This window comes from Bacillus sp. B4EP4a, from assembly GCF_006680105.1.
Taxonomy (GTDB): Bacteria; Bacillota; Bacilli; order Bacillales; family DSM-1321; genus Peribacillus; species Peribacillus simplex_E.
Window position 1 is genome coordinate 158,258 of record NZ_VHIK01000016.1, and the last position, 24,864, is coordinate 183,121.

At 40.6% G+C, this 24,864-nt stretch carries 22 protein-coding genes; 15 read left to right on the forward strand and 7 right to left on the reverse strand.

The annotated features are described in order from the left end of the window. Nucleotides 1-32: 32 nt before the first annotated feature. Together hemH and FNK51_RS09155 are read left to right on the forward strand one after the other, a co-directional pair. On the forward strand, nt 33-968 hold the full coding sequence (gene hemH / locus FNK51_RS09150; protein ID WP_141993112.1) for a ferrochelatase: 936 nt from the start codon (nt 33-35) through the stop codon (nt 966-968). Between the two features lie 281 nt (nt 969-1,249). Next, the gene (locus tag FNK51_RS09155) at nt 1,250-1,825 is read left to right on the forward strand and encodes a TetR/AcrR family transcriptional regulator (RefSeq protein ID WP_098371353.1); all 576 of its coding nucleotides are present in this window, start codon (nt 1,250-1,252) and stop codon (nt 1,823-1,825) included. Nucleotides 1,826-1,987: 162 nt separating this feature from the next. Here FNK51_RS09155 and yhfH read toward each other — a convergent pair whose 3' ends face one another. Continuing rightward, nucleotides 1,988-2,116 (reverse strand): protein YhfH, encoded by a 129-nt coding sequence (gene yhfH / locus FNK51_RS09160; protein ID WP_065310849.1) that lies wholly within the window; start codon nt 2,114-2,116, stop codon nt 1,988-1,990. A 172-nt stretch (nt 2,117-2,288) separates the two neighbouring features. On the opposite strand from yhfH, the gene FNK51_RS09165 reads away from it, so the two are divergent. From FNK51_RS09165 to FNK51_RS09195, 7 genes are all read left to right on the forward strand, one after another. Continuing rightward, nucleotides 2,289-3,023, forward strand: a complete 735-nt coding sequence (locus FNK51_RS09165) for an MBL fold metallo-hydrolase (protein ID WP_098371352.1) — start codon at nt 2,289-2,291, stop codon at nt 3,021-3,023. A 41-nt stretch (nt 3,024-3,064) separates the two neighbouring features. Beyond that, nucleotides 3,065-4,054, forward strand: coding sequence for a lipoate--protein ligase (gene lplA, locus FNK51_RS09170; protein ID WP_141993113.1), 990 nt, complete (start codon nt 3,065-3,067; stop codon nt 4,052-4,054). Nucleotides 4,055-4,233: 179 nt separating this feature from the next. Next, complete coding sequence (locus tag FNK51_RS09175; RefSeq protein ID WP_141993114.1) at nt 4,234-5,778, forward strand: fatty acid--CoA ligase family protein; 1,545 nt, start codon at nt 4,234-4,236, stop codon at nt 5,776-5,778. Between the two features lie 176 nt (nt 5,779-5,954). Continuing rightward, a complete protein-coding gene (locus FNK51_RS09180) occupies nt 5,955-6,482 on the forward strand; it encodes an HD domain-containing protein (protein ID WP_098371349.1) in 528 nt (175 codons plus the stop codon). A gap of 177 nt (nt 6,483-6,659) precedes the next feature. After that, nucleotides 6,660-7,271 carry a response regulator transcription factor gene (locus FNK51_RS09185; protein WP_181762229.1) on the forward strand — a complete coding sequence of 204 codons (612 nt, stop codon included), beginning with the start codon at nt 6,660-6,662 and terminating at the stop codon, nt 7,269-7,271. A gap of 381 nt (nt 7,272-7,652) precedes the next feature. Beyond that, nucleotides 7,653-8,918, forward strand: a complete 1,266-nt coding sequence (locus tag FNK51_RS09190) for a M48 family metallopeptidase (protein ID WP_141993116.1) — start codon at nt 7,653-7,655, stop codon at nt 8,916-8,918. A 149-nt stretch (nt 8,919-9,067) separates the two neighbouring features. Then, the gene (locus FNK51_RS09195) at nt 9,068-9,877 is read left to right on the forward strand and encodes a YitT family protein (protein ID WP_098371346.1); all 810 of its coding nucleotides are present in this window, start codon (nt 9,068-9,070) and stop codon (nt 9,875-9,877) included. Between the two features lie 71 nt (nt 9,878-9,948). Here FNK51_RS09195 and FNK51_RS09200 read toward each other — a convergent pair whose 3' ends face one another. Beyond that, nucleotides 9,949-10,185 carry an IDEAL domain-containing protein gene (locus FNK51_RS09200; RefSeq protein WP_034314641.1) on the reverse strand — a complete coding sequence of 79 codons (237 nt, stop codon included), beginning with the start codon at nt 10,183-10,185 and terminating at the stop codon, nt 9,949-9,951. A gap of 320 nt (nt 10,186-10,505) precedes the next feature. On the opposite strand from FNK51_RS09200, the gene FNK51_RS09205 reads away from it, so the two are divergent. Continuing rightward, nucleotides 10,506-11,069, forward strand: a complete 564-nt coding sequence (locus FNK51_RS09205) for a competence protein ComK (protein ID WP_141993117.1) — start codon at nt 10,506-10,508, stop codon at nt 11,067-11,069. A gap of 88 nt (nt 11,070-11,157) precedes the next feature. Here FNK51_RS09205 and FNK51_RS09210 read toward each other — a convergent pair whose 3' ends face one another. From FNK51_RS09210 to FNK51_RS09220, 3 genes are all read right to left on the reverse strand, one after another. After that, nucleotides 11,158-11,373 carry a DUF3006 domain-containing protein gene (locus FNK51_RS09210; protein ID WP_141993118.1) on the reverse strand — a complete coding sequence of 72 codons (216 nt, stop codon included), beginning with the start codon at nt 11,371-11,373 and terminating at the stop codon, nt 11,158-11,160. Next, a complete protein-coding gene (locus FNK51_RS09215) occupies nt 11,374-12,213 on the reverse strand; it encodes a ComEC/Rec2 family competence protein (RefSeq protein WP_098371343.1) in 840 nt (279 codons plus the stop codon). A 1,376-nt stretch (nt 12,214-13,589) separates the two neighbouring features. Continuing rightward, nucleotides 13,590-13,961, reverse strand: a complete 372-nt coding sequence (locus FNK51_RS09220) for a YhjD family protein (protein WP_098371342.1) — start codon at nt 13,959-13,961, stop codon at nt 13,590-13,592. 291 nt (nt 13,962-14,252) lie between these two features. Here FNK51_RS09220 and FNK51_RS09225 point away from each other — a divergent pair, with 291 nt between their 5' ends. From FNK51_RS09225 to trpB, 5 genes are all read left to right on the forward strand, one after another. Further along, the gene (locus FNK51_RS09225; protein WP_098371341.1) at nt 14,253-14,867 is read left to right on the forward strand and encodes a TVP38/TMEM64 family protein; all 615 of its coding nucleotides are present in this window, start codon (nt 14,253-14,255) and stop codon (nt 14,865-14,867) included. 33 nt (nt 14,868-14,900) lie between these two features. Beyond that, a complete protein-coding gene (lepB, locus tag FNK51_RS09230) occupies nt 14,901-15,464 on the forward strand; it encodes a signal peptidase I (RefSeq protein ID WP_141993119.1) in 564 nt (187 codons plus the stop codon). A 189-nt stretch (nt 15,465-15,653) separates the two neighbouring features. Next, a complete protein-coding gene (addB, locus tag FNK51_RS09235) occupies nt 15,654-19,151 on the forward strand; it encodes a helicase-exonuclease AddAB subunit AddB (protein WP_141993120.1) in 3,498 nt (1,165 codons plus the stop codon). Beyond that, complete coding sequence (addA, locus tag FNK51_RS09240) at nt 19,144-22,878, forward strand: helicase-exonuclease AddAB subunit AddA (RefSeq protein WP_141993121.1); 3,735 nt, start codon at nt 19,144-19,146, stop codon at nt 22,876-22,878. Before addB ends, addA begins: the two co-directional genes overlap by 8 nt. A 128-nt stretch (nt 22,879-23,006) precedes the next feature. Then, nucleotides 23,007-24,170: a tryptophan synthase subunit beta gene (gene trpB / locus FNK51_RS09245; protein ID WP_098371337.1), complete on the forward strand. Its 1,164-nt coding sequence runs from the start codon at nt 23,007-23,009 to the stop codon at nt 24,168-24,170. Nucleotides 24,171-24,215: 45 nt separating this feature from the next. On the opposite strand, the gene FNK51_RS09250 is transcribed toward trpB, so the two are convergent. Both FNK51_RS09250 and FNK51_RS09255 read right to left on the reverse strand, forming a co-directional pair. Then, on the reverse strand, nt 24,216-24,434 hold the full coding sequence (locus tag FNK51_RS09250; RefSeq protein ID WP_141993122.1) for a spore germination protein: 219 nt from the start codon (nt 24,432-24,434) through the stop codon (nt 24,216-24,218). Between the two features lie 21 nt (nt 24,435-24,455). Continuing rightward, nucleotides 24,456-24,863 carry a spore germination protein GerPE gene (locus FNK51_RS09255; protein ID WP_098371335.1) on the reverse strand — a complete coding sequence of 136 codons (408 nt, stop codon included), beginning with the start codon at nt 24,861-24,863 and terminating at the stop codon, nt 24,456-24,458. Between the last annotated feature and the right edge of the window lies 1 nt (nt 24,864).

Here is a 24,864-nt window from a genome sequence, read left to right on the forward strand (position 1 = left end):
AAGAACGAAATCTTTAAATGAGGTGTAATTTCATGTCAAGAAAAAAAATGGGCCTTTTAGTCATGGCTTATGGTACTCCATACACTGAAGAGGATATTGAAAGATATTATACACATATTCGTCATGGGAGACGGCCAAGCGATGAATTGATTGCCGACCTAAAAGGCAGATATGAAGCGATTGGTGGATTATCCCCGCTTGCAAAAATAACGGAAGGACAAGCTGAAGCCCTTGAAAAGAAATTGAATTCCGTTCAGGAAGAAGTTGAATTCAAGGCATATCTTGGACTGAAACATATTGAACCTTTTGTTGAAGACGCAGTGAAACAAATGCATGAAGATGGAATCAAAGAAGCGGTCAGTATAGTATTGGCACCGCATTTTTCAACATTCAGCGTGAAGTCTTATAATGGACGTGCCCAGGACGAAGCCGCTAAATGGGGGGACCTGACCATAACTTCCGTTGAAAGCTGGTATGATGAGCCGAAATTCATTCAATATTGGGTAGACCAAGTAAAAGAAGTAATCGGGAAAATGTCCTCGGAAGAACGCGATAACTTCGCTTTGATTGTGTCGGCACATAGCCTTCCTGAAAAAATCCTGCAATCAGGAGATCCGTATCCAAATCAACTGAAAGAAACGGCAGACATGATTGCTGAAGGCGCAGGGGTTACCAATTATGCAGTAGGCTGGCAAAGCGCTGGACAAACACCTGAACCATGGTTGGGACCTGATGTACAGGATTTAACCAGAGATCTTCATCGAACAAAAGGTTATAAAGCTTTCATTTATATTCCTGTTGGCTTTGTTGCCGAGCACCTTGAAGTCCTTTATGATAATGATTATGAATGTAAGGTTGTGACAGAAGAGATTGGTGCAGGTTACTATAGGCCGGATATGCCCAATGTTAAACCTGAATTCATCGATGCTTTGGCTACAATCATTTTAAACAAATTACAGGAAAAGTGATCAATCAATAGAGGAAACCAGTTTAACCATGCTTACAATTCGCTCTACATATTTTCATATGAAGTTGATAGATGTCATGCACCTGGAAAAGCGACGCTTTTTTTACTTTACCTGAGTGATTTAAATAAATACCCCTTTTGAAAAAGTGGCTGTCCATTAATGAGGATGGCCATTGTTTCTCTAAAAAATCGAAAATTTAATTGAAAAGACTGAATATTTTTGGTATGATATCGTTGAACATAATGACTATTTTGTCCGTTTGGTCAGGATCGAGGTGGGAAATGTCTGTTGATCGTAAAAAATTAATTTTAGAAGCCGCGACCAAGTCGTTTTCACTTTTTGGATATAAGGCAACGACGATGGATCAAGTCGCTAAAATTGCCAATGTGGGAAAAGGGACCATTTATACCTTTTATAAAAATAAAGAGGAGCTGTTTAAAGAAATCGTTCAGCGGATGATAGAGGAAATGAAATATGAAGCTGAACAATCTTTGGATGATCAATTCTCCTTTTTTGAAAATCTGCATCGGGCCGTTTATCGAATTCTGGAGTTCAGGCAGGAACATCAATTATCTTTAAAACTTCTTCAGGAAGAGCGGGAAATTGGTACGCCGGCCGTTCAGGAAATGGTTAATGAAATGGAAGAAGCCATTGTATCCTACATTAAGGAAAAACTAAAAATAGCGATTGATAAGGGCTATATACAGCCTTGCGATCCAGAGATAACAGCTTTCCTGATGCTAAAGATGTACCTTGCCCTGATTTTTGATTGGGAAAGGAACCATGCCCCATTAGAGAAAGAGGAAATTGCTGAACTATTTAAAATATATTTGTTCAAAGGATTATCCGTAAAGTGATAATTCTATTTTTTTGCTGAAAGTCAATGAATCCCAATAAAAAGAAGAGATGCCGATGAGCGGTATCTCTTCTTTTTATTGGGGATGTTTTTCAGCTGCGAAACTGAACCTTATATGAATTCATCCTGCTATTTGGGAAGCGGATGGTGGAACACAAGAATACTACTCTCCAGAAAGGCAATGATCACAGTGGTTTCCATAACATTCGTGCTGTTCTTCGATTTTTTTTCCGCATTCCGTGCATTGTTTCGGAGGCAGGTTTTTAAAGAACTCAACGCTACTTTGAATCATGAACATCATCTCCTGAATTATTTTATTATTCGCTTTTCTATAGTTTTATTGTATTATAACAGATTCGCAATGTCAATGAATGTTTTATAACATAAGTAAAAAAGGTGAAATAAGGGCAAGAATAGTTTATATTAATGGGGAAGTCATTGAGAGAAAAAAGGAGTGCCTAAGCATGAAAATCACCGTAATTGGCTGCTGGGGCGGTTATCCAGCTAAAAATGAGGCAAGTTCCGGCTATTTGCTTGAATATGAAGATTTTCGCATTCTGCTTGATTGTGGCAGCGGTGTTCTATCACAGCTGCAAAACCATATGAAGCCGGAGGATCTTGGTGCAGTTGTATTATCCCACTATCATCCGGATCATGTAGCGGATATTGGTGTCCTGCAGCACGCTGCGTTCATACAGCAGATATTGGGCAGCGAAAAAAGGACGATTCCTATTTATGGTCATGATTTGGACGAAGTCGAGTTTGGTAAGTTAACTTATAAAGACGTGACAAAGGGGATAGCCTACACTGCTGATCAACCCTTAACCATTGGACCGTGTAAATTTACGTTCATGAAAACAAATCATCCAGTCCCTTGTTTTGCAATGAGGATTGAAGCTGAAAATCATTCGATAGTTTACACAGGGGATAGTTCATATATGGATGAGCTTGCAGATTTCGCTAAAGACGCAAATGTTTTACTATGTGAAAGTAACTTTTACAGTGATATGGATGGTTCAAAGGCGGGGCATATGACGGCAAGAGAAGCGGGCATGCTAGCGGAAAAGGCTGACGTCCAGCTTTTGCTGTTAACTCATCTCCCTCATTATGGGAATCTTGATCAACTGAAAAAAGAAGCATCCGAGGTATTCAAAAGGGAAATAGCTGTAGCTAAAACCAATCTCGAATTCCAACTATAAATGAAACATCAGTGATATGAAGTCTACAAGGAGGAACAACTGTGCTTTTTATTGATAATAAGGGAATTACAGATCCAAGAATTAACCTTGCCATTGAAGAATATGCGCTTAAACATTTAAATATAGATGAAACCTATCTTCTATTTTACATTAATCGTCCTTCAATCATCATAGGAAGAAATCAAAATACGATTGAAGAAATCAATGCCGATTATGTAGATGGAAATGGCATTACAGTTGTTCGCCGCCTTTCCGGGGGGGGAGCGGTTTATCATGACCTAGGGAATCTCAATTTCAGTTTCATTACGAGGGACGATGGGGATAGTTTCCATAATTTCAAGAAATTCACCCAGCCTGTCGTGGAAACGCTTGAGAAACTTGGAATACATGCTGAATTGAGCGGTCGTAACGATATTCTGGCTGAAGGAAAGAAAATTTCGGGAAACGCGATGTTTTCAACGAAGGGCAGAATGTTCAGTCATGGGACATTGCTGTTTCAATCAGAAATGGATCACATTGTATCCGCTTTAAAAGTGAAAAAAGATAAAATAGAGTCAAAAGGGATAAAATCAATAAGAAGCCGTGTCGGTAATATTGCTGATTTCTTAAAAGAACCGATGTCTGTTGAAGAGTTCCGTTCGTTCCTTCTGCAAAATATTTTCAAAGATAGCGGTAAGGTTACAGAGTATATTTTAACGGAGACGGATTGGGAGAAAATTCACATAATCTCTGAAGAAAGGTATCAAAACTGGGAATGGAATTACGGAAAATCGCCTAAATTCAACTTGCAAAACTCACATAGATTCCCTGTGGGGTCTGTTGACATCCGCCTTGAAGTGAACAGGGGAATTATTGAAAATTGTAAAATCTACGGCGATTTCTTCGGGGTCGGAGAGGTTGCGGATATTGAACAAAAGCTTACTGGAACACGTTATGAAAAGGAAGCAATCAGCAGGGTACTAGATGAGATCGATGTTCGTCATTATTTTGGCAATGTAACGAAAGAAGAAATATTGGCACTAATATATTAAGCCACAAAAGCCGTCCCGACTTAATAGGACGGCTTTTGTGCCTAATAATGACAGTAATTGCTTGAATATGGATAAAATTGTTGCTGTAATAGCTTTCTTTTAATATAATAAAAATGTATTTAGTTCACCATAAAAATGAATGACTATTCATTCATGATATTTGCAAGGGAGGGAGAAAGATGAATTTATCTGAACAGCTTCATCAAATGGCTTTAAAAAAGGCGGATAAGCCAGCATATTACTTTATGGATCAATCCACTTCATATGGGGAATTGGATAAAGCCGTTACGAAGTTCGCAGACGAATTACATAGGCTGGGTGTTTCCAAAGGTGATAACATTGCGCTGTTATTAGGCAACTCTCCACATTTCATCATTTCGTTGTATGGGGCTATGCGAGCAGGGGCGACCGTAATTCCCGTCAATCCAATTTACACACCTGACGAGATTGGTTATATCCTTAATAATGGCGATGTAAAGGTTGTTGTGGCATTAGATAAGCTTTTACCCTTACTAGAGAAAATGAACCCGATCCTCTCAAGCGTAGAACAATATGTTATTTGCGAAACGCAGCAGGATAATGGGGATATTAGCGAATTTAACATCTACCCAAAAATGAAATCGTTTACAAAAATGATCGAAACGGGGGATGACGGTTTTAAAGGGCCAGAACTGGATCCTGAAGATACGGCAATCATACTCTATACTTCCGGAACAACGGGGAAACCAAAGGGGGCCATGCTCACACATACCAATATATTTTCCAATGCACATGATATTGGTGAATATTTAAAAATCTCGGAAAGTGACCGTGTCATTACGACATTGCCAATGTTCCATGTTTTCAGTTTAACGGTAGTTGTGAATGCCCCATTGATAAGCGGAGGTACGCTTTTAATTGTCCCGCAATTCAGTCCAAAGGAAATATTCAGGCAAATCAAAAAATATGATGCAACCGTTTTTGCTGGAGTGCCTACGATGTATAACTTTCTTTTCCAATACCCAGATGCGAAAGAAGATGCTTTGAAGTCGTTACGAATATGCATATCGGGAGGATCCGCAATGCCTGTGTCCCTTCTTGCATCATTCGAGCGAAAATTTAATGTCAGGGTTTCAGAAGGATATGGCTTATCCGAAGCTTCCCCAGTTACCTGCTTCAATCCTTTGGATCGTCCAAGGAAGTCGGGATCCATCGGAACCTCCATCCTTAGGGTGGAAAACAAAGTGGTCAATGAGCTTGGAGAAGAAGTGCAAATCAATGAGGTAGGAGAATTGGTTGTCAGAGGTCCGAATGTAATGAAGGGCTATTATAAAATGCCTGAAGAATCAGCCGCTGTCTTGAAAAATGGTTGGTTATATACAGGCGATTTAGCCAGGATGGATGATGAAGGCTATTTTTTCATTGTAGATCGTAAAAAGGAGCTTATCATCGTCGGTGGTTATAATGTCTATCCACGTGAAGTGGAGGAGGTTCTGTATGCCCATCCTGAAGTAGTTGAGGCAGCAGCCATAGGCGTTCCCGATCCCAATCAAGGGGAAGTGGTTAAGTGCTATGTGGTAAAGAAAAACAATGCATTGACAGAGGAAGAACTGCTTGCCTATTGCATGGAACATTTGGCCAAATATAAGGTACCGGCAAAAATTGAGTTTTTGGCTGAACTTCCAAAAAACGCGACTGGTAAAATTTTACGACGCTCTTTGAAAAACCATGTACTGCAAAACTGAATTTCATTGATCATAAGGAGATCATTGCCTATATCCGGCAATGGTCCTTTTTTTGTACAACCAAAGTGTATCATGCTGCATAAAATATATTGGAGAATCTTAAAACCTTGATTCTTGTTTCGAAAAGAGTTATGATTGTCATTAAAAATTTCCACATAATTGTAAGGAGGGGTTAGATGAGAGATGTAAAGCTTTTGGATATTTTTACACATCCCATTGCTCAAAAATACTTGAACCGTTCAGGTCTGGCACATGCGATTGCGGTAGCATACCATGCGTTTCACTTAGCAAACGAGTATAATGTCGACCCTGATATTGCTGCTAAAGCTGGACTTTTGCATGATATGGGTCATTTCACCTGGTATCGCAATGGTAAATGGGATTATGATCTGTATAAACAAAATGATATTCACCCCATCAAAGGTGCAGAACGAGCACATAAACTTTTAATCCGCTTGGGGGAAAACCCGATAAAGGCAAAGACCATTTCCCTCGCCATTTTATTTCACACCGATTCGTTCTTACCTTCAAATGATATTATTCGTACACCGCTTCAGCAAGTCGTCAAATGGGCCGACGAAAAAGATGAAGAAGAAGGTGGAAAACACCATTATCGCAAAATTGATTTTCCCCGGGCACAGGAGAGCATCATGAAACTTGATACGCTCATAGATGAGGAACAAAGAAGAAGGCTATCATCCTGAAGACAAACGGGTGATAGCCTTTTTACTGTCAGGAGGTACACTTTTTAAGCATTTTACAGTTTAAATTTGTTATCAGGTGAATTAATGATGTAAAGTATAGACCAATAGAACTATTAGCGCGGGCAATTATAAAAAATTATCGGATTAATAACAATAATGAAAGTAACAGGTGATGTTATGAAGTCGATTAAGCTATTGATATATGGTGGTCAGGGAAGATTTGAGGAATTCATCGAAAAAGAAGAAGACATTAAGGCCATAGGGGTGACTGGAAGTGAAATGGACCTTCTTGATTTTAATCACACATCATCAGTCATGCCGATCCTAAAGGTAAAACATCCATCCACTCCTTTCCTCATTTTTACTGCCTATTCAGAAGATCATTATCTTATCGAAGCGATATGCCATGGTGCAGCAGGTTATGTGTTACAGGATGGCGGAATGAAACAAGTGCTGTCGGCAATCCGTCAATGTGCCAACGGTCAGATAGTTTATCCCGCCTCATTTAAATCAACTTTAATGAAGAAGCTGCAGCAGGATGTTGAAAGATCACCAGTAACTTTGGATAAGGCAATCGAAAAATTGGGGGCCTTTTCTAAACGCGAGTATGAACTGCTTATCCTGCTGACCCAAGGTGAAACAAATCAGCAAATCTCAAAAAAACTTTTTCTATCCATCGGCACGGTAAAAAACTATATAAGCCGTATTTACAAAAAACTGAATGTTAATAATCGACCGGAGCTTATGGCACTTTTGTATAGTTTTCAAAAAAGCGGGATGAAGGGATGACTACTCATGCCCGCTGTTCCGTTAGTCGGCTTCATTATCGATTTCGCATTCCAAAAAAATTTGATGAAACGATTTACATCAAGGTAATTAGGTGCCGGCAAAGGGATAAATTCGTCGTTACCTTAAACCTCCAAAGCCCTCCGTTTTTTTAAAAATATCTCTGCATATTCATCATTTCATCTCCTCGATGTCAATATTATCCCGAAAGTACATTTTTGACTGAAGGTGTATTCTGTGAAATCTTAAGGTTGATAATAAAGAATAAAAAATAAAAAAATGATGGAGATTGAAAGGAATAAATAATATAGAAGGGAAATGCGGTTCTAACCTGTCCATTTTGGATTAAACTATTAAGAGGAGATTCGTTTAAGGAGGGGCATCATGGTTAGAAAATGGGCTGGAAGAGCGATTCTGTTATATATCCTTTATGCAGCGGCGATGTATTGGTATATTTTTTATGGAGCTGATACCTCGATTCCCGAAGCTTTGCGTGGAACTGCAGCAGATCCTGCAACATTTCTGAATGCAAGGGAACTAAAGCTTAGTGAAGAGTATTCAGGACTGCGGAATTTTATTTTTTTCGTATCCAGGCCATATGAATGGCTGCTGTATTTCTTCATTTTATTATTTGGTTTTTCAAAAGCATTTGAAAAGTCGTCAATGGCAGTCTCGAAATGGAAAGCGGTCAGAACGGGCATCTACTTATTCTGGCTTTCCGTTATTTCTTACCTGGCACTGTTTCCAATCAGTTTCATCGGATATCGGATGAGTAGGAGTTACCATATAAGTACACAAAGTTTCACCTCGTGGATGAAGGATGGAGTCATCGAATTCTGGGTGAATTTCGGGATGATGTTCATCATCGTGTCCGTTTTGTATTGGTTAATGAAGAAAAGTGTGAAGAAGTGGTGGCTCTATGCTTGGATGTTGTCCATTCCATTTACCTTGTTTCTGATGTTTGTACAGCCTGTATTGATTGATCCGCTATATAATGAATTCTATCCGCTCAAAAATAAAGAGCTGGAAACGGAAATATTGGCACTTGCCTCACAGGCTGAAATTCCTGCTGAACACGTGTATGAAGTAAATATGGCGGAAAAGACAAATGCCTTGAATGCATACGTGACCGGCATAGGTTCCAACTCAAGAATAGTCCTTTGGGATACGACCCTGCACAAACTGAAGGAAGATGAAATCCTTTTTATCATGGCACATGAAATGGCTCATTATGTGGAAAAGCATATTTATATAGGGATTGCAGGTTATTTAGGACTGACTTTAATCGGTTTGTGGCTGACATCGAAAATCATGAATTTTATCATTAAACGCTGGGGCCATCTGTTAAAGGTTCGTTCTATTGACAGCATTTCTTCTCTTCCTTTATTTCTCTTAATAACGTCTGTGCTGCTCTTTGCTTCGAGTCCGCTGTCCAATTATGTTTCCAGATATCAAGAAACAAGGGCTGACCGTTATGCCATTGAAATGACCGGGGATAAAGAATCAGCAATCACGACGTTCCAGGAACTCACGAGGTCGGGTTTGAGTCAAGTCAACCCACCATTCCTGGTTAAATGGCTGCGGTATTCCCATCCAACCATGCTCGAGCGGATTTCAACGGTTGAAAATACAGATACAAAGGGTGATTGAAAGCCAGCTGAAAACCAGCTGGCTTTTTTCTTCTATATCGGAAAAATGTAAGTTTGTAAGTTGTTTTCAGAAAAAACTATTATTTTTAAAAACCTAAGGTTCTCTACTATAATAAATTAAATTCCCAGTTCGTTTTAAGGAGATCGGATATGTATAATGTACTTTTGATCACTATGGGCTCAGTGCTTGTTGCAGTAGCCTATAACTTATTTTTGATACCTCATTTAATTTTAAGCAGCGGACTTAGTGGACTTGCGATTATGTTCGGAATCATCACTCCGGTCAACACAGGGATATTGAATTTTCTGTTGAACCTGCCATTGCTGATTCTTGGATACTTGAAATTAGGGAGACGCTTTATCACCTATACGATATTATCAGTTGTCGTGATATCCGTCAGTTTATACCTCATTCCAGTTCACGGAATATCCACTGATCCGATTTTGTCTTCTTTATTTGGCGGAATCATATCGGGATTCGGTATAGGCATCATCTTTCGTGCTTCAGGTTCTTCAGGCGGTTTTGATATCATTGCCATGCTTTTGGCTAAGAAGAGCGACTTTCCACTTGGTACATTGCTTTCGGTGATGAATGCAGTTGTGGTGGTTATCTCAGGCTTCATCTTTGGTTGGGATGCCGCATTATATACGCTGATTTCCATTTATGCAGCAGGAAAGGTGATCGATACGATCCATTCCAATCACATTAAATTAACATTGATGATCGTTACCAAAAAGAGTGACGAAATGAAAACCAAGCTCTTGACCAACCTTTATCGTGGAATTACAGTCATGGATGGTGAAGGTGCATATTCAGGAGAAAAGAGTAAAGTAATGATGACAGTCATTACACGTTATCAGTTAACCGATGTAAAAACGATGATAAAAGAAGTGGATCCGAATGCTTTTGTCAATATAACCGAAACAGCCGAGGTCATGGGGATGTTTCATAAAGAGTGATGATAATTAGAAAAGCCTCCCAATATTATGGGAGGCTTTTCTGATCATTAGGCTTTTTTTATTCATGCATTTTAATTGCCGAACTGTTTTAGTAAAACGTTCATTTCAGAACTTAGTTTTAAGAATAAAGGTTTGTTTTTCATATCCAAGGCTTCATCGATCTGTTTTGCAAGGATATTCTTTTTGGTAGTAAGGACGGCTTCCTGAATAATCATATCAATTAACATTTCCTGAACCACGGCATCGTTTTTCATTTCGCTCATTGATAAGGACTTCACTGACTCTGAATAAGATTTTTCATTTTTCAAAGTTACCACCCCTGACCCTTTTTATTATTATATGGATTTGAGCGGATAAAATCAACTGAAAATTTAAAAAATTTAAACATTAATAGAGAATGTGTCATTTAGATGACGAAAAAGCCACTAAATAAAAGAATTCTTAATTTTTCGTGAACTCCCTTTTTATGTTTTAGGGTTGTGCTATTATAGTGAGTAATTTAACATACATTTACTATTCCCCTTCACTCTTCTTGGACAATGGGGAATGGAGGGGTACAAGCAATCAAGAGTATAAGCTTCGGTAAAGTAAAAGCGGTGTTTAGTAATGAGGAAGAGGTGGATTAAAAATGAAGGAAAACAATCAGGGAATCATCGAGGAATATGAAATCACGCCACATACACTAATGGTTTCGCCAATCAATTATGGCAGTAAAATATATTCCCGTATCGTTGAAATGGAGGACGAGTTCATCTCCCCGTTTAAACCCATGGAAATAATAAAGAAAAGCTGTGAGTTCTTCGGATCAAGTTATGAAGGACGCAAGCAAGGCACGAAACAGCTCATAAACATCACACATAAAGCACCGATCGCGATTGATCCGACCAGTTCGATTTTCTTCTTTCCGACTACATCTCCGTTGCGTCCTCAATGCATCTGGCTATCACATGAGCATGTGGCATCCTATGATCGCCTGGATTCCAAACATACAACCATCACATTCAGGAATAGACAAATTATCGATATAGCAGTATCATGCAGTTCTTTCGAAAACCAGCTGCACCGGACATCTTTTTTAAAAACGAAATTGATCCAGAGAATTGAGGAGACAAAGAGGAAATCCTTCTATCTGTTTTCCGATGCAAATGGGGCAAAGGCTTCAGAGGTAATGTCAAAGTATATACCGCGTTAGTGGGGTTTCAGGGATAATCATAAAAGAATGCAAACGGGATTCATTCAAAATTAAAGCAAGCCCTTCTTATTAAAGAAGGGCCCCGGAATTAATCCTCAAATAATTCATCCATTAAATCGTCAATCTCTTTTCTTAACTGCTTAGTGCCTTCTTTGGAAATGGTGATCGTATTACCAATAATCAGCATATCTCCTACTTTTGCTCCCTTGGGAAGAGCGCTTTTAGGAAAATCCTTCATGTCGCCACCTTCGATTTCAACGACAGCGATCTTTCCCTCGAAGCGATCGATAATTCCTTGTACCATTTATTTCACCGTCTTTACAGTAATTTTCTGACCTGTAGAAGTAAAAATAATGTTACCTGATTTATCTGTGCGATAAGTTTTGGCTTTCACTGAATTCAACCGTTTTACAACAGTAGAAGTAGGGTGCCCATATCCATTTTTCCCTACACTGATTACAGCGTATTTCGGTTTTGCTTTGTTAATGAAAGCTGAACTTGTTGATGTTTTTGCACCATGATGGCCGACTTTAAGTACATCCACACTTGGTACCAGTTTTTTAGCCAGCATATCTGACTCTGCTTTTACTTCAGCATCACCTGTAAACAAGAATGTTTTTTTGCCGTGTTTAAGTAAAAGGACTGCACTCCAATTATTTAAGTCAGACTTAGCATATTCTTTAACAGGTGCAATGAATTTAAGGGAATTATCCTTAGCTTTAGTGTTGATTTCCACGCCAGTCTGCGCCTTTTTTATTGTAAGCTTCTTCTGCTTAACAGCCGTTAAAAAGTCTTTGTATGCTTGGGTAGTATGAGAAATTTTAGGGGCATACACAGATTTCACATTAAGCGATTTAATCACATAAGCCAGACCGCCCACATGATCCGCATCTGGGTGAGTGGATACTAATGCATTAAGTGTTTTTACCTTTTGTTTTTTTAGGTAGGCTACAACTTCGTCGCCCTTTCCTTTACCGCCGCCATCGATTAAAACGTTTTCGTTACCTGTTTGAATAAGGATTGAATCTCCTTGTCCTACGTTGATGAAATGTACCTTCACATTTGAGGCTGCCTCGGTTGTTTTAAGTCCTGTGAATAAAGACAAAACAAGAACAGCGACCAGTAGAATATTTATTTTCTTCATTTTTTTTCCTCCAATAATAATTTACCATGTGTAACAGGGAAAATGGGGATTTGGACATAATTTGCCTTGTGATAAAAAAAGGAAGATGGGCGTCTGAATCGTGGTTAGGTAAAATAGACCTAGGTATTTATATTTAATTAACAAAGCTATTAATTTACAGGTGAAAAGACAATAGAAAATCTATTTCTCTCAGAATTTTATTAGAAGAATGTTATAAGTATGGAGTTGACATGCTTGGTATTGAAGGAGCAGGCTACGTATTTGAAGTTGAAAGTACAGAGCGTTATAGAGAATGTTGATGAGTTTGTTTACTGCTTAAGAATAATAGATGAATATTATGGAGTTCGACCGGATGATATAAGCAGAATTGAATAGATATAAAACTTGTAATGAATATATACAAGATAGCTTTCAAGAGGCAATTGAGAACTGGGATTGATACCATATCGGAAATGTCTTGCACTTTCGAATTAATTATTTCTTATAAAAACCATGCAAATAAAACATTGCATGGTTTTTATAAGAAACAAGGGATTGAGGAAATTTTTTACAATCAAGCAATGGGGTATGAATTTGTTAATGGTTCACTTCATAATGCATAATATAATAGACACCCCATGATGTATCAATAATTTTGTTCAGTATTTCACAAGCGTTTTCGCGAAGGTTCTTATTTTTTTGGCAGGTAAATTAATACTTTACATATCAATTGATGGTTACAAGTAGATGATAGTAAGTATGGATATGCAATTAACAATCTTTTGCAAAAACATTATACGGACTCTAAAATGATAGTGTTGGATAATGGTTATTATACGAGCCCGGCCTATTATACGTTAAGGACTGTGTCCTTGAATCGTTCAGTGCAAATCATGAGTGATGTGTTACATTCTTCGGCGGGTAATGACATTAGTTACTTTACCATTGATTTGTCGAAGCGCCTCTTTCAAGAAAGCTGTTTTCCTAACTTTCTCATCAATATGATGAGTGCTTTGGTTTGATGAGGGTGGAAACGATCATAACGGGGGTCACTCCAACCTTTGCCAAGGAATATGTAAATAACTTTGATTTAAAGAATCTTAAAACTAAAATGGTTCACTTGATTACATAGGTTATGCCTTGATCGAAAATTGAAAATCCATGTTTGAACAAGCCAATTATTATATGATTATGGAACATTCATACAGGTGAATGGAGGTAAGTAAGTCCTATCGATCTTGATTATCAAAAATTGACCTCCCGTAACTTTATGAAGCAGGAAAGGTGGGATGCGTTGTTAATGGCATACATACTTACAACGAAGGTCATCTGTACCCTTCCCGAAAGGCTCCAAACACCCATAGTTCACAAACATATAGTGGTGATGCTGTAACCCGCTAATTCCTTGAACGGTGTCTTTTTTCGAAAAAGTAATAACATAACAAGTCTTCGGTTTTGTTGCGAAGGCGGGGATTGAAATAATTATGATGTTCCTCGTATCCTTTATATAAAAAACAATACATCGTGAAGGATTCATCGCGTTTGATTTCACTAACCTTAATATTCTCCTTGCGCAAATATCGCCTTACCTCGGCAAGTTCGTCTTGAACCACTTTTAAAATATGTTCGACTAGCTCCGAATAGGGCCTTTTTAATTTAAACGGACTAATTTCGATGACCTTGAGATCCCGGTTTAAGACTGTTATAACCATAGGGAGGTAGATGGCTTTTTCAATCATATTTCGGTCATCTTCTGGAATGCGGGTCATCTTGACCGCTCCTTTCTAAAGTAGCACGGTTTTTAATATTAGTATGTATACTATGTAAAAAAAGAACGTTTGTTCTGTTTTTTTATCCTAATGTATTTTCAGTGTATATGCAAGCGGTTTTGATAAATCTAGAAATATTCGTTAACAAGATTATGTTTTCCGGAGTTAGGGAAAGTATGAAGGTATATGGATAATAATTCTTGCAATTTCAGGGGAAAGTGATATATCTAAAATAAACAGTTTTTAATAAGTTTATGCTGCTTGGATAGCAGCATGTCGAGGGAGATAATTATGGATTTGGATACTATACGTGAGTGGTTTACACTTGATCATATATCTGCACTTATTCAGCAATATCGCTCATTCGGTCCAATTCCCGGGATCTTACTGCCGATGCTGGAAGCTTTTTTGCCCTTTTTGCCTTTAGTGGTGTTCGTGCTTGCTAATGCAACGGCTTTTGGCCTATGGTGGGGATTTTTATTTTCTTGGATTGGTGCGGTAGCGGGTTCTTTTTTGATCTTTTGGATTATTAGAAGATATGGTCAAACGAGGTTTTTCCGGTTTTTGCAAAAGCATAAACAGGTGCAGAGGTTGATGGTTTGGGTGGAAAGCCATGGATTCGGTCCTTTGTTCATATTGCTCTGCTTCCCTTTTACACCTTCGGCCATCGTTAATATCGTGGCAGGACTTTCAAAAGTCAGTCCCTTGCAATATGGACTTGCAGTAGTGGGAGGGAAAGCGGTGATGATCTTTACGATCAGCTTCGTAGGTTACGATTTAGTATCCTTAATTCATAAACCTGTGCGTACGATCATTATCGGGATCGTCATCTTTATCCTATGGTATGTGGGGAAAAGACTTGAAGTCCGGTTAAATAAAAGCATGAAGAGGGAAGAAGGACAATAAATTAGAATATAAATGCAGTAGGGGTTGAACTAGATGGAAAAAACAAATAAGAATTCTTTATCCGATTGGATAAAACCAGCGATGATAGCTTTTGTTATTTACATCTTAATCCGTACATTTTTCTTTTCAAGCTATGATGTTGAAGGGAAGTCGATGCAGCCCACCTTAGAAGATGGAAATAAACTTGTCGTGAATAAAATCAATTACCAGATTCATGATATCAACCGTTTTGACATTATTGTTTTTCATGCGAATTCACAAGAAGATTATGTTAAGCGAGTTATAGGGATTGCAGGTGACCAAATTCGTTATAAAGATGATTGGCTTTACGTAAATGGTGAGAAAGTGGATGAGCCTTATCTTGAGAAATTCAAGGAAGGTTTCCCGGGACAGGACTTTACAGGTGATTTTACATTAAAAGAGTTGACGGATGTGACCAAAGTTCCGAAGGGCAAGCTTTTTGTCATGGGTGATAATCGTCTTGAAAGTGCTGATAGCCGTCACTTTGGTTACATATCGGTTGAAAATGTTGTCGGTAAAGTGGATGTTCGATATTGGCCGGTCAAAGAATTCAATTATAAATTTACAGGTGAATGATCGTGGAAGCCCAAAATTATGTGGGCTTTTTCTTTTGGGGAAAAACGCGAACGTACGATTGGTGTTTTTTAAAGGGAAACGGTAAAATAATAGAAAGTAAATCTAATTGGAAACAGAAACCTAGTCATGGTGACTAAAGTATTTCTGGTATGATGGATCTAGATATTATGTTGTAAGGGGGAAAAAGAGATGTCACTCCGTTTTTTACTGGGAAGATCGGGTGCAGGGAAAACTTCGAATATATTGGACGAAATTCGCTCCAAATTGGCAGAAGATCCCGAAGGAAATCCAATTATCTACCTCGTTCCTGATCAGATGACGTTTCTATCTGAATATAAATTAATTAAAACACCAGGCCTTGCCGGAATGATCCGGACACAGGTTTTTAGTTTTAGCAGGCTTGCTTGGCGCGTTCTTCAGGAGACCGGGGGGATGAGCCGGCTGCATTTGGACAGCGTAGGCGTTAATATGTTGATACGGAAGATCATGGATGATAAAAAGGAAGAGTTAAAGATGTTTCGTCGTTCTGCTGATAAGCAGGGGTTCATTGCACAGATGGAGCTAATGCTGGCTGAGTTCAAGCAGTATTGCATCCAACCTGATGACATTCAAAACTATTTGGCCGAAACCTCGCAGGCTGGCAGTGGCATTCAGGATAAACTGCATGATCTTGAATTGGTCTATCAGGCTTTTGAGGATGAAATGGTTAACAAATATTTAGATTCAGAAGACTACTTCACTTTGCTGATCGAGAAAATGGCAGGTTCTTCCTATATAAGGGATGCGGATATATATATTGATGGTTTTTATAGTTTGACTCCACAGGAATTATTGATTGTGGAAGAAATGATCAAGCTGTGCAGGAGTGTAACGATCTCGCTGACGTTAGATCAGCCCTACAGACAATATGCTCCGGATGATTTACAGTTGTTCAGGCAAACGGGAAATCTATATCATCACCTTTATCAGGCTGGATTGAGGAATGGCATACCGATTTCAGAAGATCGAATCTTAAAAGGAACGGAAAGGTTTGGAAAAAGCCCAGGACTGAATCATCTGGAAACTTATTTTGCCATTCGACCTGCACAAACTTTTGAGCAGTCGCCTGATGTAACGATCGCCCAGGCAGTTAACCGCAGAGCCGAAATCGAAGGAGTTGCCCGGGACATCTTGTCGCTGGTCAGACAGAAGCAGCACCGTTTCAGTGATATTGCGATTTTAGTCCGGAATGGAGAAGCGTACGCAGATATTTTACAAACTGTTTTTCGGGATTATCAAATTCCCTTGTTCGTCGATTCCAAACGGACGATGCTGAATCATCCTCTGATTGAGCTGATTCGTTCCACTTTGGAGATCATCAATGGCTATTGGCGCTATGAGCCGGTATTTCGTGCCATCAAGACGGAGCTTCTATTTCCGCTGCAAAATAACCACGATAGAATGCGCGAACAGGTAGATAAGCTGGAAAACTATGTGCTGGCCCGTGGCATTAAAGGAAGCAGGTGGACGTCCAAAGATCGTTGGAACTACCGGCGCTTCCGCGGACTGGAACTCGAGGACCGGAATCAAACGGATAAGGAAATGCAGCTTGAGCAAGAGTTGAATGAGCTGAAGCAATTATTTACCGAGCCCATCTTGAAGCTCTCAAAACGTGTTAAAAAGGCTGTTAATGGCAGGGAATTGTGTGAAGCCCTTTATCTATATCTTGAAGAATTGCATGTATCGGAAAAATTGGAAAAGCTGAAACAAGAGGCAGAAGAAGCAGGTGATTTGGTATCGGCAAGAGAGCATGAGCAAACATGGAATGCAGTTGTCGACCTATTGGATCAATTCGTTGAACTGCTGAGCGGGGAAGAGCTTTCCATGAAACAGTTTGCAGTTATCATTGAAGCTGGTCTGGAGTCGCTTGAATTTTCTTTGGTACCGCCGGCAATTGACCAAGTATTGGTCGCTAATCTAGATTTATCCCGTCTGGATGATGTGAAGACAGCTTTTGTCATCGGCCTAAACGAAGGGGTTTTGCCAGGAAAAGCTGTATCTGACGGGATATTTTCAGATAGTGATCGTGAGGCGCTGCTGGCTGGTGGACTTGATGTTGCCCCAAGTTCAAAAGTGCGCCTGCTGGATGAGGAGTTTACAGCGTACAAAGCCTTTACTACGCCTGCTGAGGCCCTTTATTTATCATATCCGCTTGCCGATGAGGAAGGAAAGGCACTTTTACCCTCATCTTATTTGAAACGGGTAAGGGACGTATTGCCGAACGTGTCCGATGTGTATTATATGAACGATCCGTCCGATCTGCCTGCTGAGGAACAGGTGAAATATGCTGCAAATCATGATGTTGCCCTATCGTACCTGGCTGCCCAATTGCAGCTGAAAAAAAGGAACTATCCAATCCATTCACTATGGTGGGATGTATATAATGCCATTATGGATGATGAAATGGCCGGTCCTTCAGCAACTAAGGTTTTATCGAGTCTTTTTTATCAAAATAGAACAAAGAAATTATCTGAGGAAACAAGTAAGCAATTATACGGTGAGAGCATTCTTACAAGTGTATCCCGGATGGAAATGTTCAATAGCTGCCCGTTTTCCCATTATGCCGCTCATGGCTTGAAATTGCGGGAACGGCAAATTTTCCGTTTGGATGCCCCGGATATAGGCGAGATGTTCCATGGAGCGTTGAAAATGATTTCCGATTATTTAAAGGAACATGATATTCCATGGTCTGCATTGACCCCGGAACAATGCTTGGAACTGGCCAGAATTGCTGTGGAGAGACTTGCTCCTAAACTCCAAAATCAGATTTTGTTAAGTACGAACCGCCATCACTATTTACGCCGGAAACTGGAACACGTGATTGGACGGGCCTCGATCGTATTAAGTGAACATGCAAAGGTGAGCGGTTTTGCCCCAGTCGGATTAGAACTTGGATTCGGAAAAAATGGCGAGCTTCCTCCACTTTCTTTCACATTGAAAAACGGTACGAAGATGGAACTGATCGGGCGGATCGATCGCGTGGATAAAGCGGAAGAAGATGAGGGTGTCTATTTGCGTGTGCTCGATTATAAGTCGAGTGAAAAGGAACTGAACATGAGTGAAGTGTATTATGGACTCGCGCTGCAAATGTTGACATACTTAGATATCGTCGTCACCCATTCCAAGTCGCTTATAGGAAAAGAAGCGATTCCAGCCGGCGTTTTGTATTTTCATGTGCATAATCCTGTTGTCAAATCAAAGGGAATGCTCAGTTTGGATAAAATTGAAGAAGAAATTTATAAAAGTTTTAAAATGAATGGACTTGTACTAGATCATTCAAATGTCATTCAGATGATGGATACCTCGCTTGATATTGAAAATTCGGGTAAGTCGGATATCATTCCAGCTGGATTTAAAAAGGACGGATCGCTCCTTGCGGCTTCCAAAGTTGCCAGCAGGGAAGAGTTCTCGCTTCTGAATCATCATGTGCGCCGTATTTATCAGGAGGCTGGTGATCGAATGGTCGATGGTGATGTGGATATAACGCCATATAAATTAAAGGAAAAAACGCCGTGTACCTTCTGTTCCTTTAAATCTGTATGCCAATTCGACCAGTCACTGGAGGAAAACCAATTCAGGAATTTGGCACAGAAGAAACAAAATGACGTTCTTGAGCTATTAAGGGGGGAGGGAGAGAACGATGAGTAAAACGAAAATTCCTGCTCTGCCAGGAGACGTGACTTGGACGGAAGATCAATGGAAGGCGATATGGGCTAAAGATCAGGACATTCTGGTTGCGGCCGCTGCAGGTTCAGGGAAAACAGCGGTGCTGGTCAATCGGATCATTCAAAAAGTCATTTCCGAAGAAGATCCAATCGATGTAGATGAACTGCTCGTCGTTACATTCACCAATGCCTCGGCTGCCGAGATGCGCCATCGGGTAAGTGAGGCATTAGAAAAAGCGATCAATGATAATCCGCATTCACAGCATTTGCGTAAGCAGTTGAGCTTGATTAATCGTGCTTCGATTTCCACACTTCATTCCTTTTGTTTAGAGGTGATCAGGAAGTATTATTATCTGACGGATATTGACCCGGGCTTCCGGATTGCAGATTCTACGGAGATCCAGCTGCTCCGTGATGAAGTGATGGAAGAGCTTTTCGAGGAGCAGTATGGCCAAAGTGATAATGAAGAGTTCTTTAATTTGGTTGATGCTTTCACAAGCGATCGAAACGATGATGCGCTTCAGAATATCGTTCGATCGCTTCATGATTTTTCGCAATCGAATCCTGATCCGGCCCGATGGCTCGATGGTGCTGCTAGCATGTATGAGTTGGCAGATGATGATGGGATTGATGTTCTTTCGTTTATCGATTCATTGAAGTTTGATATTGGTTTACAATTGGACACTGCCAGGGACTTATTGGAACGCTCATTTGCGTTGACAAAAATCCCTGGGGGGCCGGCACCAAGGGCTGAGAACTATATAGCTGATCTTGCCCTGGTTGCTAAACTTTCGGAAGTGAAGGATCAATCCTGGAACGCTCTTTATGAAGAAATCCAAAATGTGAAATTTGGAACGGCAAAACGCCTTACTGGTGGAGATTTTATCAAAGAAGTTACGGATGAGGCTACCAAGTATCGTGATAAGGCGAAGAGGATCATCAAATCGTTACAGGAAGAGTTATTTTCCCGTAAACCGGAAAGCTATCTGCGTGATATAAGGGAGCTCAAGGGCTATGTCGATACACTTGTAATGCTTGTTAAACAGTTTGACGATCGATTCTTCGCTGCAAAAGCAGAAAAGAACTTGGTGGATTTCGCCGATTTGGAACATTATTGTCTTCAAATTTTGACAGGGGAAACTGTGGATGGTGAACGAAAACCTTCAGCGGCAGCCGTAGAATATAGGAGCCAGTTCAAAGAGGTACTCGTAGATGAGTATCAGGATACGAACCTGGTTCAGGAATCCATCTTAAAACTGGTGACGGCTGACGGCGAATATAATGGGAATCTTTTCATGGTTGGCGATGTCAAGCAGTCCATTTACCGTTTCAGGCTTGCGGAACCGAATCTCTTCCTTGGAAAATACACACGTTTTACTCATGATGGTGTTGATTCCGGACTGAAAATTGATTTAAACCGCAATTTCCGGAGCCGTAAGGAAGTTCTCGATGGGACCAATTTCTTGTTTCAACAGTTGATGGGCATTACAGTCGGTGAGATTGATTATGATGAAGATGCCCAATTGAAAAAAGGTGCCCCATATCCCGAAGACGATCCAAATCCGATCGAACTCCATTTAATTGATGGAACAGCCGATCCGGAAGCTCATTCGGAAACGGAAGGATCGGACGGCGGGTTTGAAGCCGAGGAGCTTGAAAAAGCACAGCTCGAAGCAAGGCAGATGGCCAAGCTCATTAAAAAGGCTATAAGCGAAAAGCATCGGATATATGATACGAAAACCAAAAAGTACCGATCTGCCACTTATCGAGACATGGTCATTCTTCTTCGATCGATGCCATGGGCACCGCAAATCATGGAGGAATTTAAAAAGCAGGGAATTCCAGTATATGCCAATTTATCGACAGGGTATTTTGAAGCGACCGAAGTGGCCATCATGATTTCCTTATTGAAGGTGATAGATAACCCGCAACAGGATATCCCATTGGCATCCGTTCTCCGTTCACCTATCGTCGGGCTGGATGAAGAAGAGATGTCACAGGTGCGTTTATTCCATACAGGAAGCTATTACGAAGCGCTAGCTGATTTTTACAGAAAGAGTGACCCGGAAGAACATCCGGGGCTTTATGAAAAAGCCTCTGCGTTTTATAAAAAACTAGTGAAGTGGAGGAAGCTTGCCAGGCAGGAAGCATTATCAGATTTGATCTGGCTACTATACCGCGAAACGCAGTTTTATGATTTTGCAGGTGGGATGCCGGGTGGCAAACAGCGTCAGGCCAATTTAAGAGCGCTCTATGACAGGGCAAGGCAATATGAAGCAAGTTCTTTCCGCGGTCTGTTCCGTTTCTTGCGTTTTATAGAAAGGATGCAAGAACGTGGGGATGATTTAGGGGCAGCTCGGGCTTTAGGGGAACAGGAAGATGTAGTCCGGCTGATGACGATTCACTCCTCAAAGGGGCTTGAGTTCCCGATCGTGTTCATTGCCGGCCTTTCCAAGCAATTCAATATGATGGATTTACGCAAGCCCTATTTACTGGACAAGGATTATGGCTTTGCGGCAAAGTATGTGAATTCCGAATTACGTATAACTTATCCATCCCTCCCTCAATTGGCTTTCAAGAAAAAAAAGCAGCTTGAATTAATTGCCGAGGAGATGCGTGTCCTCTACGTGGCGCTTACAAGGGCTAAGGAGAAGCTTTATTTGATTGCCAGTATCAATGATGCTGAAAAAACGCAGCAGAACTGGGAAAGTAATGCGGCACATGGAGAGTGGCTATTAAAGGACTATGTACGGGCAGGTGCAAAAAGTTATCTTGATTGGATTGGTCCATCCCTTGTCCGACATCGGGATTCTTTTGGTGCTGCAGGTCTTGGCTTGGAAATGGAGTCACATCCATCGAATTGGTCCATTTCCGTCATTCCAAGTGAAGAGCTTGCTGTTCTGGATGAGGAAGAGGCACTGGTTCAAGAGCAAATGCTTGATCATGTCCAGAAATCGGAGAAGGTCGGTATCGTTTCCGAGTTTTATGATGATATCAAGGAACAGCTGGAATGGGAGTACCCAGAGCATGATGCGACGGTGTATCGTTCCAAGCAATCCGTTTCTGAACTAAAACGTCAATATGAACTCAAGGACGAGCAAAGCTCCACAGAGTTGTTGCGTAAATTTAAGCGGCCTATCACGAAGCGGCCGACTTTCATGCAAGAAAAGTCACTGACCCCCGCTGAAAGGGGTACGATTACACATTTAGTCATGCAGCATATCGATCTATCTAAAGAGATTACCATTCAATCGATTCAGGAACTGATCGTTGACTTGATTCAACGTGAGTTGTTGACGGAGGAACAGAAAGAAGCTGTGGACCCTGAGGCGATCGTCGATTTCTTTGACAGTGAAATCGGGCAAAGAATGCAGAGGGCCGGGAGCATTCGCCGTGAAGTGCCATTTACGATGTCGTTGCCTGCAAAGGAAGCTTATAGCGATTGGGCAGCTGGAGATGAAGAGATCCTTATTCAAGGTGTGATTGATTGTATCTTTGAGGATGAACAAGGTCTTGTGCTCCTCGATTATAAAACGGATACCATCACCGGCCGTTTTGCTAGCGGGTATGAAGGGGCTAAAGAGATTCTTGCTGATAGATACCGGATGCAGCTTCAGCTTTATACGAGGGCTGTTGAAGGGATAATGAATAAGAAGGTAACCGGCCGTTACTTGTTTTTCTTTGATGGCTCGCATTTATTGGAAGTATAAGAGAGAAGGAGTGTCCCATTGATGTGGGACCTTCTTTTTGGTTAAATAAACAGAATAGTTTGAAAAGGTATAAATGCTTACTATATACTAGTGGAGAAAAATACCTTTTTAAAGGAGTAGAGAAGAGTATGACGAGTGAGATCAAGAGTAAGGGGTACTTTGGTGAGTTTGGTGGAAGCTTCGTACCAGGTGAACTTCAGGAAGTTATGGATATTTTGGAAACGGAATTCCTGAAATACAAGGATGACCCGGAATTCATTGAGGAGTTTCAATATTATTTGAAAGAATATGTCGGGCGCGAAAATCCGTTAACACTTGCGAAGAATTTAACGAAAAAGGTTGGCGGGGCAAAAATATACTTGAAGCGTGAGGATCTGAATCATACAGGTGCTCACAAAATTAATAATGCGATCGGACAAATCCTGCTCGCTAAACGGATGGGTGCTAAACGCATCATAGCAGAAACGGGCGCGGGGCAGCATGGTGTGGCGACTGCGACAGCATGTGCGATGTTTGGCATGGAGTGTGTGATCTATATGGGTAAGCTGGATACGGAGAGGCAGGCATTGAATGTCTTTCGGATGGAATTGTTGGGGGCAAAGGTCGTAGCGGTTGAAAAGGGACAGGGTCGATTGAAGGATGCCGTTGATGAGGCATTGAATGATTTGGTGCAAAACTATGAAAATACTTTTTACTTGCTTGGTTCAGCAGTGGGACCACACCCATATCCAACGATCGTTAAGCATTTTCAATCAATCATAAGTGAAGAATCAAAGCGCCAGATCCTTGAAAAGGAAGGAAAGCTGCCAACTGCCATCATTGCTTGTGCAGGAGGGGGAAGTAATGCAATTGGTGCTTTTGCTCATTATATCGATGAAGAAAATGTCCGTTTAATTGGTGTAGAGCCAAGTGAAGCACCAAGTATTTCGCAAGGTGTCCCGGCAGTATTGCACGGATTCAAAAGTTTGACGTTAGTGGACGAACAAGGGGAACCAAAACCGACATTTTCCATAGCAGCCGGATTGGATTACCCAAGCGTAGGACCCGAGCACAGTTTTTTGAAAGATAGCGGACGGGCGGAGTATGTAACGGTTAAAGGGGAAGAAGCTCTTGAGGCTTTTCAGGTATTATCCAAAACAGAGGGAATCATTCCAGCTCTCGAAAGCTCACATGCTCTAGCTCACGCCTTGGAGCTGGCGAAAGAGTTGACAAGAGAGGATATACTGATCGTCAATTTATCAGGCAGGGGAGACAAAGATGTCGAGCAAGTATTTAACATGTTAGAAAAATAGGCCGAATTTAAAAGCCTCCCTGGAAAGGGGAGGCTTTTTCTTAGACTAATTATTCCCTGTAATGGGCTGGTCGACCCCATTGACATCAAGGACATTACTACCATTCAGGCCATTGGCTGTAAAAACGATTGCAGCTGTGTTAGCTGAACCAGATCCGGTGACAGTTTTGCTGGAAGATTTCGGCGAAATGACGGCTGCATCCCCGAATAACAGGTTTCCTTCCGCGATATTGAATATTTGGATTGGACCGACAATAGCTGGCATATGAATTCCTCCTTTTAAAATTTAAGTGGTGTTGGTTGAACCCTCAATTGGTGTCTCTTCGGTTTTTTTAGGAATCTCCCGAATGTGTTTCACTCTTGATTCCATACGTGCATGGCCTACGTTCCCCACACCAACTACAGATGAGGTTGATATCCCGATTATATTGATATTGCCGACCCGTATGAAGGGATTCGGATTTGAAAAACTTGATATGACTGGTTCATTCAATCTCGGAATATAAAATGGTCTCTTGGAAATTTCATAATCTTCGAAATGAATATCGACTGACTGGAAAGTTTCGCTTTTCTTCTGGATTGCCAAGGCAAATGATTTTCCGTCAATATAAGAACAGTCTCCAATCTGCATGGTGGAGCTAAAAATGAGTGTCTTGGAAGATATAGACTTTACTTTTGATATTCTTGAAAACATC